The sequence below is a fragment of the Ruegeria sp. HKCCD9138 genome, from assembly GCF_057220975.1.
Genome location: NZ_JBWVAZ010000001.1, coordinates 537350 through 551495, shown reverse-complemented (window position 1 = coordinate 551495; position 14146 = coordinate 537350). Strand labels below are relative to the sequence as shown.

Annotated in this window: 16 protein-coding genes and 1 other RNA gene; 8 read left to right on the top strand and 9 right to left on the bottom strand. The window is 57.0% G+C overall.

All coding sequences use genetic code 11. From position 1 onward, the window contains the following. From dxr to AC2TEL_RS02735, 9 genes are all read right to left on the bottom strand, one after another. Positions 1-1173, bottom strand: a complete 1173-nt coding sequence (dxr, locus tag AC2TEL_RS02775) for a 1-deoxy-D-xylulose-5-phosphate reductoisomerase (protein WP_480901697.1) — start codon at positions 1171-1173, stop codon at positions 1-3. Continuing rightward, complete coding sequence (locus AC2TEL_RS02770; protein WP_480839622.1) at positions 1173-1955, bottom strand: phosphatidate cytidylyltransferase; 783 nt, start codon at positions 1953-1955, stop codon at positions 1173-1175. Before AC2TEL_RS02770 ends, dxr begins: the two co-directional genes overlap by 1 nt. Next, positions 1952-2683 (bottom strand): undecaprenyl pyrophosphate synthase, encoded by a 732-nt coding sequence (gene uppS / locus AC2TEL_RS02765; protein ID WP_480839620.1) that lies wholly within the window; start codon positions 2681-2683, stop codon positions 1952-1954. The genes AC2TEL_RS02770 and uppS overlap by 4 nt, the downstream gene beginning before the upstream one ends. 9 nt (positions 2684-2692) lie before the next feature. Next, positions 2693-3256, bottom strand: coding sequence for a ribosome recycling factor (gene frr / locus AC2TEL_RS02760; RefSeq protein WP_480839618.1), 564 nt, complete (start codon positions 3254-3256; stop codon positions 2693-2695). Between the two features lie 184 nt (positions 3257-3440). Next, complete coding sequence (gene acuI, locus AC2TEL_RS02755) at positions 3441-4436, bottom strand: acryloyl-CoA reductase (RefSeq protein ID WP_480839616.1); 996 nt, start codon at positions 4434-4436, stop codon at positions 3441-3443. 56 nt (positions 4437-4492) lie between these two features. Continuing rightward, the gene (locus tag AC2TEL_RS02750; RefSeq protein WP_480901694.1) at positions 4493-5587 is read right to left on the bottom strand and encodes a dimethylsulfoniopropionate demethylase; all 1095 of its coding nucleotides are present in this window, start codon (positions 5585-5587) and stop codon (positions 4493-4495) included. Between the two features lies 1 nt (position 5588). After that, entirely contained in the window at positions 5589-6098 is a 510-nt protein-coding gene (locus AC2TEL_RS02745) for a DinB family protein (protein WP_480901691.1), read from the bottom strand. Beyond that, positions 6095-6799 (bottom strand): DUF1326 domain-containing protein, encoded by a 705-nt coding sequence (locus AC2TEL_RS02740; protein ID WP_480901689.1) that lies wholly within the window; start codon positions 6797-6799, stop codon positions 6095-6097. The genes AC2TEL_RS02745 and AC2TEL_RS02740 overlap by 4 nt, the downstream gene beginning before the upstream one ends. A 4-nt stretch (positions 6800-6803) precedes the next feature. Beyond that, positions 6804-7613: a DUF2182 domain-containing protein gene (locus tag AC2TEL_RS02735; protein ID WP_480901687.1), complete on the bottom strand. Its 810-nt coding sequence runs from the start codon at positions 7611-7613 to the stop codon at positions 6804-6806. 70 nt (positions 7614-7683) lie between these two features. Here AC2TEL_RS02735 and AC2TEL_RS02730 point away from each other — a divergent pair, with 70 nt between their 5' ends. The 8 genes from AC2TEL_RS02730 to chrA all read left to right on the top strand — a co-directional run bounded on the left by AC2TEL_RS02730 (position 7684) and on the right by chrA (position 14142). Next, on the top strand, positions 7684-8415 hold the full coding sequence (locus AC2TEL_RS02730; protein WP_480839609.1) for a FadR/GntR family transcriptional regulator: 732 nt from the start codon (positions 7684-7686) through the stop codon (positions 8413-8415). A 129-nt stretch (positions 8416-8544) separates the two neighbouring features. After that, entirely contained in the window at positions 8545-9945 is a 1401-nt protein-coding gene (locus tag AC2TEL_RS02725) for a selenium-binding protein SBP56-related protein (protein ID WP_480861840.1), read from the top strand. A gap of 13 nt (positions 9946-9958) precedes the next feature. Further along, positions 9959-10609, top strand: coding sequence for a hypothetical protein (locus AC2TEL_RS02720; RefSeq protein WP_480839605.1), 651 nt, complete (start codon positions 9959-9961; stop codon positions 10607-10609). 61 nt (positions 10610-10670) lie between these two features. Continuing rightward, entirely contained in the window at positions 10671-11033 is a 363-nt protein-coding gene (locus tag AC2TEL_RS02715; RefSeq protein WP_480901685.1) for a DUF4345 family protein, read from the top strand. Positions 11034-11069: 36 nt separating this feature from the next. Then, positions 11070-11417: a transfer-messenger RNA gene (gene ssrA, locus AC2TEL_RS02710) on the top strand. Between the two features lie 98 nt (positions 11418-11515). Then, complete coding sequence (locus tag AC2TEL_RS02705) at positions 11516-11947, top strand: ester cyclase (RefSeq protein WP_480839601.1); 432 nt, start codon at positions 11516-11518, stop codon at positions 11945-11947. Between the two features lie 132 nt (positions 11948-12079). Further along, on the top strand, positions 12080-12895 hold the full coding sequence (locus tag AC2TEL_RS02700; protein WP_480901683.1) for a chromate resistance protein ChrB domain-containing protein: 816 nt from the start codon (positions 12080-12082) through the stop codon (positions 12893-12895). Beyond that, positions 12892-14142, top strand: a complete 1251-nt coding sequence (gene chrA, locus AC2TEL_RS02695; RefSeq protein ID WP_480901680.1) for a chromate efflux transporter — start codon at positions 12892-12894, stop codon at positions 14140-14142. Before AC2TEL_RS02700 ends, chrA begins: the two co-directional genes overlap by 4 nt. Positions 14143-14146: the final 4 nt, after the last annotated feature.

The following is a 14146-nucleotide window of genomic DNA, read 5'->3' as shown; positions in this document are numbered from 1 at the left end:
TTATCCTGCTCGTTCAAGTACGGCTTCATCGATCCACTTACGTGCCAGATGGTCCGTTTGCTGCACGTTATCAAGGGTCAAAGCGGCGTCAATAAGGCCATCCGCGGCGTCGAACCGGTCGAGAACGGACGACACCATGTCAGCCATGTCCAGAAATCCCACACGGCGGGCAATGAAATGATCCAGAGCCCTTTCCTTGGCCGCGTTGAACACCGCTCCGGATAATCCGCCCCGGTCCATCACGTCTTTCGCAAGGCGAAGGGCGGGATAGCGGGCTTCATCCGGGGCGAAAAACCGCAACTGCCCCAGTTCGGCCAGATCCAGTCGCGGAACCGGCAATTCCTGACGCTCGGGCCAATGTAGCGCGTAGCCAATAGCATGGCGCATGTCGGGCGTTCCAAGATGGCTCATGATGGCGCCATCACGGAAACCGACCAGAGCGTGAACAATGGATTCGGGGTGAACCAGCACCTCGATCCTCTCAGGTTGAATCCTGAAAAATTCTCTGGTTTCTATGACTTCCAGTGCCTTGTTAAACATAGAGGCGCTATCAATCGTGATACGCTGCCCCATGTTCCAGTTCGGATGACTGGAGGCTTGCTCAACCGTTGCATTTGCAAGATCGTGCAGCGGCCAATCACGAAAAGCACCACCGCTGGCGGTAATGATGATGCGTTCAACCGTGCCTATGTCCTCGCCCACCAATGCCTGAAAGACAGCGGAATGCTCGCTGTCCACTGGCAACAGGCGCGCGCCGTGTTTGCGGGCGGTCTCAAGTACCAGTGGACCAGCGCAAACCAAAGTTTCCTTGTTGGCCAAAGCCAAAGTCGCGCCCTGTTCAAGCGCGGCAATGCCCGGCGCCAATCCCGCTGCGCCGACAATAGCGGACATGACCCAATCTGTCGGGCGCGATGCGGCCTCGGTCAAGGCCGCCTGCCCGGCAGCCGCTTCAATCCCCGTTCCGGCCAACGCGCGGCGCAAATCGTCCAGCCGATCTCCGAAAGCAGTCACCGCCAGACCTGCGCCAAGCCGCTGCGCGTCCTCGGCTAATTGCGCGATGTTCCCGCCACCGGTCAGGGCCACAACATCATAGGATTCCGGATCACGTGAAATCAGATCGATCGTGTTTTGCCCAATTGATCCGGTCGCACCCAAAATCGACACTCTACGCATCACATTCCTCCGGGCGCATAAAACAACCCTGCGAGTAGTACAAACAGCGATGCCCCCATCATACCATCAAAGCGGTCCAGAAAACCGCCGTGACCGGGGATCAGGTTCGAGCTGTCCTTCACGCCAAATTTCCGCTTTGTCGCGCTTTCGACAATATCGCCAGCCTGGCTGGCCATCGACGCAAGAACCGAGATGCCGACAAACAGAAGGCCAAAACCCGTCTGACTTGCAAACACGGCGCCAACGATTGCAGCGGCCACCCAGCCACCTGCTGTCCCCGACCACGTTTTCTTGGGACTGACCCGAGGCCAGAATTTCGGCCCGCCGATCGCTTTGCCAACGAAATAGCCCGCCACATCTGTCGCGACCACGACGAGGATCAACCAGACCATCCAGCCAAAGCCCATGTTCTCGCGGATCGAGATAAAGCCCAGACCGGCCGCCGCGATCCAGAACGCAAACAGTACATATATGCCTTTCGCGCGTTTGATCTGCCCCGCCCCAACAAGCGCAGGAGCCAGAAGAAACGGCAATTTGTAAAGCGGTGGAAGGTGATAGCTCAGAACCACGGCGACACCAGTCAGTATCCCCAACTGGATGGCAACTCCGAACCGATCCGGCTCGATCATCCGCACAAGTTCCCAGGTCATCAGGCCACACGCGGCCGCTATGAACGCCTCGAACCACAGACCGCCCAGCCAAACCTCAACTGCGCCGATTACCACCAGAACCGCTGCAGACAAGACCCTGGTCGTCAGATCAGACCATCGGCCATCGCTCATGCGAGAACAGCCCCGAACCGTCGTTCGCGGGCCCCGAAATTGCGACACAGCCGTTCCAGTTCGGCTGCAGTGAAATCCGGCCACAGGGTATCGATGAATTCGTATTCCGAATATGCCGACTGCCAGAGCAGAAAATTGGAAATGCGCGCCTCTCCGCTTGTGCGGATCACTAGATCCGGGTCCGGCAGGACGCGCGTATCCAGATATTTCGGCAAGGTTTCCTCATCAACATCCTCTGGACGCAACCGACCTTCGGCCACATCGCGCGCAAGACGTTTTGTGGCCCGCGCAACTTCGTCCCGCCCGCCATAGTTCAGAGCAACCGTCAGGTGTACAAGATCATTGTCCTGCGTTTCCCGCTCAAGCGCATCCATCAGCCCGGTCAGCTTGGAATCCAATCGCACACGGTCGCCAATGAACCGGACGCGAATACCGTTTTCCTTCAGCGTCTGCGCCTCTTTGGTGATGTAGCGGCGAAACAGGCTCATCAGCCCGGCCACCTCGGCCTGGGTCCGCTTCCAGTTCTCGGTCGAAAAGGCAAAAACCGTCAGATATTTGATCCCAAGGCCCGGGCAGGCTTCAACCACCTCACGCACGCGCCGTGCGCCTGCGTGGTGGCCGAACAACCGGGGCCGTCCCCGCGCCTGCGCCCATCGGCCGTTCCCATCCATGATGATCGCCACATGTGTGGGGCCGACGGCCGACGAATTATGAGGGTCCTTGAGCATATCCGGGGGTCAGACCTGCATGATCTCGGCTTGTTTGGTCTCAAGCGCGTCATCGACCGCTTTGATCATTTCGTCTGTCAGATCCTGTACTTCCGCCTCCCACAGTTTCTGATCGTCCTCGGACATACCGTCCGCCTTGGCTTTCTTGATCTGATCCATGCCATCGCGCCGTACGTTGCGGATCGAAACACGTGCGCTTTCTGCGTACTGACCGGCAACTTTGCCCAGCTCGCGGCGGCGCTCCTCGTTCAGCTCGGGGATCGGCAACATAATAATCGTGCCGTTTAGCTGCGGGTTGATGCCCAACCCGCTTTCCCGGATCGCCTTTTCCACCTTGCCGACCAAGGATTTGTCCCAGACATTTACAGTAACCATGCGGGGCTCGGGCACGTTGACAGTGCCGACCTGATTGATCGGAGTCATCGAGCCGTAAGCGTCAACCATGACCGGTTCCAGCATCGATGCCGACGCGCGCCCGGTCCGAAGTGACGCAAATTCGGTTCTGAGATTGGCCATCGCGCCGTCCATGCGGCGTTTCAGATCATCGGTGTCCAGTACGAAATCGTCAGACATTCTGCTCACTCCCCGTCTTCAGGTGCTATTGGGATGGGTCATAAGCCATCACAAATGGGATGTATAGCAATCATGAGCAGGAATTGTGTCATTGACCAGAGTTGTTTCCACTGCAGATGCAAAAACCGCTGAAATCGAAAACCGGCCACTCCGGGGAACGGCTGGTTTTCACGGAATAGGCTGCTCAACTGTTGACGTCCACGACGACGCGCCCTTTCACCTGACCCTGCAAAATGTCAGCGCCAAGCTTCGGTAAGTCGGTCAGAGTGGCCGGTTGCACCATGGCATCCAGCTTGTCCATCGGCAGATCGGTGGCAATGCGTTTCCAGGCGCGAACCCGGTTGTCATAGGGCTGCATCACGCTGTCGATTCCCAGAAGATTGACGCCACGCAGCAGGAACGGGATCACCGAAGCAGGCAGGGCGGCCCCGCCGGCCAGACCTACCGCAGCAACCGAGCAACCGTATTTCATTTGCCCCAGAATGCGCGCCAGCATGGCGCCTCCGACGGCATCGATGCATCCCGCCCATGTTTCGCTTTCCAAAGGGCGCTTGGTGGTTTCGTTCAACTCATCCCGAGGCACAATGGTCGTTGCACCCAGAGATTTCAGGTAATCTGCCGTCTCAGGCCGGCCTGTCACCGCCGCAACTTCGTATCCCAGGTTGGCCAAAATGGCCGTCGCGACCGAGCCAACGCCCCCGGCCGCACCGGTAACCAATACCGGCCCATGGCCGGGCTCCAACCCGTGATCCTCCAGCGCCATGACCGCAAGCATGGCCGTGAACCCGGCGGTGCCGACCGCCATCGCGTGTCGGGTATCCAGCCCATCGGGCAAAGGCACCAGCCAGTCAGCGCGTGCATTCGCTTTTTGTGAATACCCGCCCCAGTGAGCCTCACCCACGCGCCATCCGGTCAAAACAACCTTGTCACCTGCCTTGTAACGGTCATCTGACGAGGATTCGACCGTACCGGCATAGTCAACGCCCGGTATATGAGGGTAGCTTCGCACCAGCCCACCGCCCTTGGGCGACATGCAAAGGCCATCCTTGTAGTTGACCGTGGAATATTCAACGGCAATCGTCACTTCACCGGACGGCAGATCATCCAGAGAAACCTGCTTGACCGTCGCACTTGCAAGGCCGCTTTCTTCATCTTTTTCAACAAGTAGTGCATTAAACATCATGTCGTCTCCTTCGGTCGACCCGGCATCGGGCCATTATCCCAAATCTGTTTGCGTCAGCGCCAGAACTTTTCCTGAACCACGGCCCATCGCATCCCGTGTTCCGTCAGCACCTCGACCCGCGACCCGGCGGCCCAATGCGCCCGGTCGACCATGCCAATAGCAACGTTGACCTCAAACTCCGGTGAGAACACGGCCGAAGCGATCTGACCGACCTGCTGACCATCAGCCAATAGGGGCCAGGATTGGGTGCATGGGCCGATCTCTCCTTCGATCACAATCGGGCGGATCATCCGCGGCGGCCCGTTTTCCGCCTGGTCTGCCAAAGCGGCCTTTCCAATGAAATCCAGTGGAGAATTGCAAAACCGGGCCAATCCACATTCATACGGCGTGTTTCCCCGCGTCATATCGGAACCGAAACTGAGCAACCCGCTTTCAATGCGCTCGATACTGTTCGGACATCCGGCCCGCACTTTCAGGTCCTGCCCGTTGGCAAAGAGACAATCCCACAGCGGCATGCCGTAGTCATGACCTTCGACATAAATCTCGAAACCGCCCTGTTTCGACCAACCGGATCTGGCGACAACGAACTGCGTGTCTTCAAACGCCAGCCGCTTGTACCGGAAGAATTTTATGTCCCTCACCTGTTCACCGAAAACGCGCGCCATCAGTTCATCTGCCTTCGGCCCCTGAACTGCCAAAGGCGAGACATCGGGCTCGGTGATTTCAACATTCAGGTTCAGCGCGATAGCAAGACCAAGGGCAAACTGCCACAAGTCTCCGTCGGCAACGGACAACCAATAGTGGTCATCCGCCAGTTTGATCGCCACCGGGTCATTCAACATGCCGCCATTGTGATCGACAATCGGCACATAGTAGCACTGATCTGCCTGCATTCGATCCATATCTCGCGGGCTGAGCATGCGCATCAGGCGCAGCGCATCAGGACCCTTGATCTGCACCTGTCGCTCACAAGCGACGTCCCAGACCTGCACGTGTGCTTTCAGATGTGCTGCATCCGCCTCGACGCTTTCGAAGAACGTCGGCAGCAGCATATGGTTGTAGACCGTGTACCCACCGACACCGGCCGCTTCCACGCCGGGCGTGAACGGTGTCTTGCGTACGCGACGATTGGGAGTGATGACTGCCATCTCAATAACCCTCAGGCAGAAAAACCAGATCGCTGACCGGAGCTTTGGAACCCGTTTCGGTCAACATTTGATGCAATTGGCCGCGATGGTGCGTCTGATGATTGAACATATGCATGACGCATTGCGCGTAAGGTTTTGTAACATCAGCCTCTTTTGCAGCCGAATACCACGTGAAAGGTCCCGTTAACGGATCATCCCCCAGCGTATCGGCCCATGCGGCAATACGGGCGTCGATCTTCACGCGCAAAGGCAGCCACTCCGCCAGGTCCGCGCAGATCGAAACACTTTCCGGGATACCACCACCGGGTTCTTCGCCTTTGTCAAAGCGGGAAATCCAGATCCAATCGCCCCAGAGCAAATGGTTGGCCGTGCCCATGATCGATCCGAAAAAGGCACCGCGATCCCGTGTTAGCTCGGCCGCTGCGAGAGCTTGAAGAAAACCCGCCAACTGGTTGTTTTGCCAGCGACCATAACGCGCCATTTCCCGAGCATATGCGCCGGTGATCATCATTTTGGCCCATGCCAGTCGATGGGGCAGATTTCAGCCGACTTACCGCCAAAGTCCCACACCCGGCCATAGTCGCGGACCTTTGATTTGATTCCCCGAGCGACGATGATGTCCGGCCCCATCCAGTATTTCGAGTTGGAAACCATCACCGGATGCTCGGGGTCTTTGCCCGCCAGCATTTCGATTTCGCCCTGAATCTTCCGACCGATCACTATCCGGCGCTTGTTACCGTCGCGCTCGATCTGAACCGGAGCCCGTTCGGCACCGATGATCTCGCTGACCAGCATAGTAAACAAACCAGTTGTCCCCCCAGCCTGGCCGCTGAAGATTTGCAGCAGTCCGTTATAGGCTTTGCCGCTGGCGCGCTCATCGACATAGGCCGCCACCTTCCACTGACCTTCCCCCATGCGACCGGGGATATCGACCAGAAGTCCAACATTCAGGCCCGACAAGTCCTCGCCCTCGTAATGGCCTTCGTCGATGATGACCCCCATCCAGGCGTGGCAATGCCCCTCGGTCGGCGGGTGAGCGCCCAGGGACACAACGCAGGGGCAAAAGACATCGCAGGAACAGTTCAGGATCAGTTCACCTTTGATCGCCCAGTCTGTCGGACTCATTTCGCGCCGTTTGGGATTGGGCATGCGGCTGTCGATCCGTTGACTGATGGGCAATCTGTCCGCATCCTGTTTTTTGTTTTTTGCCATCAGGTTATCCTCCGTATATAAAGGGGTAAACAAACAGGCCGACACCGCCCGCGATCAAAGCAAACCCCAGTGGTCGCGTCACAATGTGACCGATCTGGGGAAGTTTTTCCAAGACCATGAACAGGGTCGCCAATCCCATCCACAAAAGGCTCATGACTCCGCCCACAAAGCCAAGCGCCATAAAGCCCCAACAGCAACCGACACAGAATGCACCCAGGCCGAGGCCCATACGCAGACCGCCCGAAAACCCTGTTTGCCAGTGGCCCAGAAAATAGGTCATCGGGGCATGGCACACGCCGTGACACACCTCCTTAGTGCGGCTGAACTGAAACGTTCCGACTGCGATCATTAATGCTGCTGCAAGCGTCGGCGACTTGGCGATCCCAAGCATGTCAACAGCGCCACCAAAAAGCAGCGCCAGCTGCAAGCCGGCGATAAGGGCCGCAAATCCCACCCAGACAGCGAAATATCCCAGCAGAACACCCAACCACCCTGCCCGCGTACCATTGGCGCTGCGGATCAGGTCATCATAACTGCGCAGCGTCGGCACCAGCGTCGGCAGCATCATCGCCGCCATCATGATCGCCCACATCCAGAACAGAGGGCCGAATTCCGCCATGGGCATGTACATGTCCATCCGCGGGTCCATCGCCGCCATGGCCTGCCCCATCGGACCCGGCCGACCGATCCAGTCCAGATCCATGTTCCGGCTCATCGAGACCATCATCCACCACGACCACAGGATCGCGACGTAGAAGCCCAGCCAAAGCCCATTGCGGAATATTGTGCGACTCACCTGTTCCTCCCGACTCATCGCCCTTGCTTTTCAAATGTCAGACTTTTAAATGTCAGACAAATAAAAATGCACTCTGGTATCCGACAAAATGAGACTCGACCCGCAGAACCGCACCGACCTGTCCGCCCAAATCGCACAGGCGATCCGGGATGCGATCATCTCGGGTCAATTGATTGTCGATGAGCGTCTGCCTTCCGAGTCAGAGTTGGCCGATCAGTTTCAAGTGTCGCGACCAACGGTCCGGGAAGCCTTAAAAAGGCTTGCCGCCCAGTCTCTGATCCGCACGCAGCGCGGCGCAACCGGGGGCGCATTTGTCAATCGGCTGAGCTTTCAGGACGCATATTCGCAGCAAATCACAACGTCGACCCTGTTGCTGTCGATGAACGCTGTCAGCTTTGATACCGCATGCGAGGCGCGCTATGCGCTGGAACGTGCCTGCGCCCCTCTGGCAGCCGAGCGTCGTACGCCGGACCAGCTTGCTTCGATGCGGGCCGAGATATTCCGACAATCTCAACCGGGACTGACGGATGAGGCTTTTTGCGCGTCAGATGTGGCGTTTCACCGGGCATTGGTGGACGGCGCGGGCAATCCAGTGTTGTCCTATCAACTGGCCGGGGCGGTCGAGGCAATGCAGCCGCTGATGAACATGATCACATTCACGGCACGCTCGCGCGAGGAAATCATCGCGTTGCACAGTAAAATCGCTGACGCACTGGATGCCCGGGACGCAGCAACGGTGGACGCGGCTCTGGTCGAACTGGAATCCTACACACGTCAGTTGGCGCGAGACGTTGCCGAGAAACGAAGAAAACCCGCCTAGGCAAACATCAGAATATGTCTTGACGTAAAGCAACGGCGAAAAGGAAAATCGGGCAGGCAGCATAGCATCCGGCAACAAGATCGGAACTCTCAATACGAATTGAATATCAATTACTTACGGGAGGACGTTATGAACCAAAGACCGGACCCAACCTTTTACCCATCAGCAAAACTGGCAATGGAGGGCCCGACCGAAACACTGGCCTTCACGCTGATGCTAAGCCCAGACTTTTCTCAACCGGACGGATTGGCAGTTGTTAACGTCGATCCGACATCGGACGATTACGGCAAAATCGTCCATCAGGTGATCATGCCCGAGAAAGGTGACGAGTTTCACCACTTCGGCTGGAACGCCTGTTCATCGTCCCTGTCGCCGCTCAGCGGTCATGCCTTTCTGGAGCGTCGTTACCTGATCATTCCGGGTATACGGTCCAGCCGGATTTATGTCGTCGACGTCAAAAACCCACTGGAAGCCAAGCTGCACAAGATTATCGAACCCGAGGAAGTCTTTGCAAAGACAGGATATTCCCGCCCCCACACCATTCATTGCGGCCCCGAAGGAATCTATGTGAGCACTCTGGGCGGCGGTGGCAAGGATGGTACCGATGGCCCACCGGGAATTTTCATCATGGATTGCGAGAGCTTCGAAATCATAGGCCGGTACGAGATCGAGCGTGGAGTACAGGACAAGCATTATGATTTCTGGTGGAACCTGCCGCGCGATTACATGGTCAGTTCGGAATGGGCGCTTCCGCCGCAATTCGAAAACGGAATCGTGGCCGAGGATTTGCTGTCCAATAAGTACGGTCATCGCATCCACTTCTGGAACCTGCGCAGCCGCTCCAATATTCAGACCATCGATCTGGGGGAAAACCATCAGATGGCACTGGAGATCCGTCCTGCGCACGACCCTGTAAAACAGCACGGATTCTGCGGCGTAGTTGTGGATACGACCAACCTGCAGGGCGCGATCTTTACTTGGTGGCGCAATGATGATGGCACTTTCGAAGCCAAAAAGACGATCACGATTGACCCGCAACCGGCTGATCCGGACGACTTGCCTGATCTGCTCAAAGGCTTCTCGGCCGTTCCACCTCTGGTCACCGATATCGATCTCAGCCTGGATGACAAGTATCTTTATGTTTCCTGCTGGGGAACCGGCGAGATGCACCAGTATGATGTGTCGGACCCGATGAATCCCAAGCTGACCGGTGTGGTCGAAATCGGCGGTATCGTGAAAAAGACCAAACATCCAAACGGCAAGGACTTTGGTTACGGCCCGCAGATGGTGGAAATCAGCCGGGACGGCAAACGCGTGTACTGGACCAATTCGCTCTATTCCACGTGGGACGATCAGTTCTACCCCGGTGATCGCGGCGCGGCCATGGTCAAGGCCGACGTGGGTGATGACGGAGGGCTGACGCTGGATCCGAAATTCTGGGTCGATTTCCCAAAAGGGTATCGCAGCCACCAAATCCGGCTAGAGGGCGGCGACTGTTCGACGGACAGCTTCTGCTACCCCTCCGTCTGAGTTGGAAATCTTGATGACATCAACGGCCGGCCTCTGGCTGGCCGTTGTTCTGAGTGGCGTCTATCACGGCCTGAATCCCGGAATGGGATGGCCGTTGGCCGTGTCTGCAGCGTTAATGGAGCAGAAACAGTCCGCGCTCTGGCGTGCGCTGGCAGCTTTGGCCAGCGGTCATTTCATCGCCATGCTTGGGGTTTTACTGCCCTTTGCCATGATGGCTGCGCTTGTGGAATACCAGCGCGAAATCCGAATTGGCGCAGCGCTGATCGTCATCGCGATGGGCATTTATATTGCCATGACACGACGCCATCCCCGGATGCTCTCTCGGGTTCCTCCCAGCAAGCTCGCCCTGTGGTCTTTCCTTGTGGCACTGGCACACGGGGCGGCGCTGATGCTGGTTCCGATCTATCTGGGACTGTGCGGACTGGATGAACTGGATGCGGGTCATCGTGCAGTGTCGCAGATCATGACGACGAACGGTTTTTTGGTGCTTGCTGTCGCTGCCATTCATACCGCGGCAATGATAGTCGGTGGCGGTTTTCTGGCCTTTGCGGTTTACCGCTGGCTGGGATTGCAATTTCTGTCCAGGACTTGGTTCAATCTCGAATTGGTTTGGGCACTGAGTTTGATATTGGTCGGAGTTTTAGGACTGTGGTCAGCTCTTTAGACGCTTTTCCTCAGACAACAATGCGCTAGCTTAGCCGGACGGAACGCGAGGACAGGTTTTCATGATAGCAACACTTAACGTGATAGCCGCAATATTGACGATTGGATTTGGCCTATTTGGGTTCCTGGCCCCGGCGTGGACCGCTGCCTCGCTGGACTTGACCCCAACCAACAGCACCATGGGGCTAAGCGAGATGCGTGCATCGGTTGGAGGGTTGTTTGTCATCACGGGCCTTGCAGTCTTGTGGCTGAACAATCCAATGGCTTACATGATGCTGGGCGTTGTCTATGCGGGTGCCGCGCTGGGAAGATTTGTGTCCATCGCCTTGGATAACCCGCCGCTGACCAAAGCATTGATTTTTGGTGGAATCGAATTGGTTCTGGCGGCCTGGCTTATTCTCGCAAACATGAACAAGTCAGCATAAAGCCCTGATTTGAAAACGATCATTTCACTACACTCTGGATTTGCATCTGACCTCCCGCTCGCCTATATAGGGAATGTCCTTCGGGACTATGGACATAAACGCGCTCGTAATAAGCGGATCGGACCCGGGGGCGGTACCCGGCGGCTCCACCAACCATCCTTCGTTTGGGGATCATGGGGCCGAAACAGGATCGACGAACGTCTAAAGGGGTTAGCTTTGTCTCGGCTGTCTGCCACCGTTATCGGCGAAACTAGTACAATTGCAAACGACAATCGTGCTCCGGTTGCAGTTGCTGCGTAAGCAGTAACAAGACCGAAACTTAAGCCCTTTCGCCTAGCCGCGTAAGGCGGGGTCCGCAGGTACCTGGCAACAGAAACCTGCATTTTCCCCAATATGTCTGCATATTTCTGACATCTCACCTGAAATTCAGAGTTTGTTCATTTCTCTGCGCCATCTTCCTGCAGACTGACAGGAGAACAGAGATGACGAAATCCGATAGGTTGCGCGCGTGGTATTCCGAGGTCTGGGAAAAGGGAAACACGGATGCGATTGATCAGTTTTTTGCCCCCGACACGATGGCAGAAGGTCTGATTCCGGAAATGCAGGTCGGCGCGGATGATTTTCGCGATCTTGTGATGGCGTTCCGGCACGTGCTGGGCGATATTTCTGTGGAATTGCCTAAAGTTATCGAAAACGGCGACTGGGTGTCGGGCATTCTGCACGTCCGCACATTTCGGGCTGACAATGGCGCCCCGCTTGAAGTTACGGGTCAGGTCATGGCGCGTTTCAAGGGCGACAAGATGGTCGAGGCGTATAATCAGTTTGATTTCATATCTCTCTTCGAGCAGTTGGGGCAATTCCCGCAGGATACTCTGCCGGTCTGCATGACCGGGCAGCGGCTGGATTGGGCCTGACGCGGTCTCAGTGCAATCTTGACCCACTGCACTCTTCCACGCTAGCAGGAACGCAAGGGGTCAGCTTGCGAACACCCCGTGAGGCGGCAGCCCAAGTTTCGCATGTATCCGAATTGACGGAGGAAACATGCTATGGCTGCCCCAAATGCAATTACCACCCGACAACTGGCCCGGTTGATAGGCACACCGCACGCGCCTGTGCTGGTCGATATCCGCACCGATCCCGACTTTGACGAAGACCCAAGGGTCATTCCCTGTTCAATACGTCTGCCACACAACGATATTGACGGTATCCGCGAACTGATTGATGAGAACCCCTGCGTGATAGTTTGCCAGAAAGGCAAAAAGCTCAGCCAGGGCGTCGTTTCCTGGCTTCGCAGTCTGGGGCACCAGGCGGAATACCTGGAAGGCGGCATTCACGCCTGGTCCGATCAGCCGGACGCGCCACTCATACTCATGACTACTGTGCCCCCCGCGGTGAATGGCGGCACATTATGGGTCACACGACACCGCCCGAAAATCGACCGGGTTGCCTGTCCCTGGCTGATCCGCAGATTTGTCGACCGGCACGCGCGATTCCTCTTTGTCGCACCAGCAGAAATACCGGGCGTTGTTGAGCACTTCGGAGCAACCCCTTTCGATACCGAAGGGTCGTTCTGGAGTCATCGTGGCGAGGCCTGCACCTTTGACACAATGCTCGAAGAATTTGGGCTACGATCTCCCGCATTGGGCCGGATGGCGACTGTTATTCGCGCCGCAGACACCAATCGTCACCAACTTGCGCCCGAGGCCGCCGGGTTGCTGGCCATTTCCGTCGGGCTGTCACGCCTATATCGCGACGATCATGCGCAACTGGAGGCAGGAATGCATCTGTATGACGCGCTTTTTCGTTGGGCGCGTGATGGTTTCGAGGAAAGCCACGACTGGCCAGTGGGCCATGGATCATGAGTCCGTCTGCGCAGGAATTGTTCAAAGTCTTCGGCCGCATCGGCCTGCTGTCTTTTGGTGGACCTGCGGCGCAGATCTCATTGATGCATCAGGAATTGGTAGAACGCAGGACATGGCTGGATGAACAGACGTATTTACGGGCGCTGTCACTCTGCATGTTGCTGCCGGGACCCGAGGCGATGCAATTGGCAACCTATGCCGGATGGCGTTTGCGCGGCGTTGTCGGGGGGTTGATTGCCGGCGGTTTGTTCGTGCTGCCCGGAGCCTTGGTAATCGCCATTCTGGTGGGTTTTTACGCAGCTTACGGAGACCTTCCGCTGGTTCAGGCGGCTTTCTTGGGCGTTAAAGCCACGGTAATCGTGATCGTGGTTCAGGCATTGCTCAACCTGTCCCGTAAAGCACTGGTTGGGACCGAGCCCCGTGTGATTGCCGGATTGGCGTTTCTGGCCATATTTGCACTGAACCTGCCCTTTCCGCTGATCATTCTGATCGCCGCAGCTTGGGGATTTGCGACATCTCAAGAACAAGCGGTTGCAGCCAACACTCCATCACCCGCTTTGGCACGACCGGGCAGAACTGCAGCCCTCTGGCTTACCCTATGGCTGGCCCCATTGATTGCTCTGGATCTGGGCGGGCAAGAGCTGCTGAGCGATCTCGGGTGGTTCTTCGCCAAACTCGCCGTGGTCACCTTCGGCGGTGCCTACGCTGTTCTTGCCTACATGACGCAAACCGTGGTTGAAACCTATCATTGGATCAGCACCGATCAGATGATCGACGCCTTGGGATTGGCGGAAACCACACCCGGGCCCCTCATTCTGGTAACCCAGTTCGTGGCAATGCTCAGCGGACAACTCGCCGGTGGTCCTGCCCTCGCACTGGCTGCTGGGCTGGTCGCACTTTGGGCAACATTTGTGCCCTGTTTCCTGTGGATTTTCCTCGCTGCGCCATACTTGGACAGAATCGCATCCCGCCCCCGTCTGAGTTCCGCCCTGCGGGGAATCACGGCGGCGGTCGTGGGCGTGATTCTCAACCTTTCGGTGTGGTTCGGGCTCAACGTGCTTTTCAAACAGGTCTCCAGTTGGGTCTGGGGGCCGGTATCACTGCCCCTGCCCGATCTATCTACATTGGACTTCCCTGCCCTAGCTTTGACAATTGCCGCCGGGCTGTTGATTTTCCGACTGAAATCCGGTTTAGCAGCGACGCTGACGACGATGATGCTGGCCGGCATGTTTACGCAGGTTTTGTGACCAA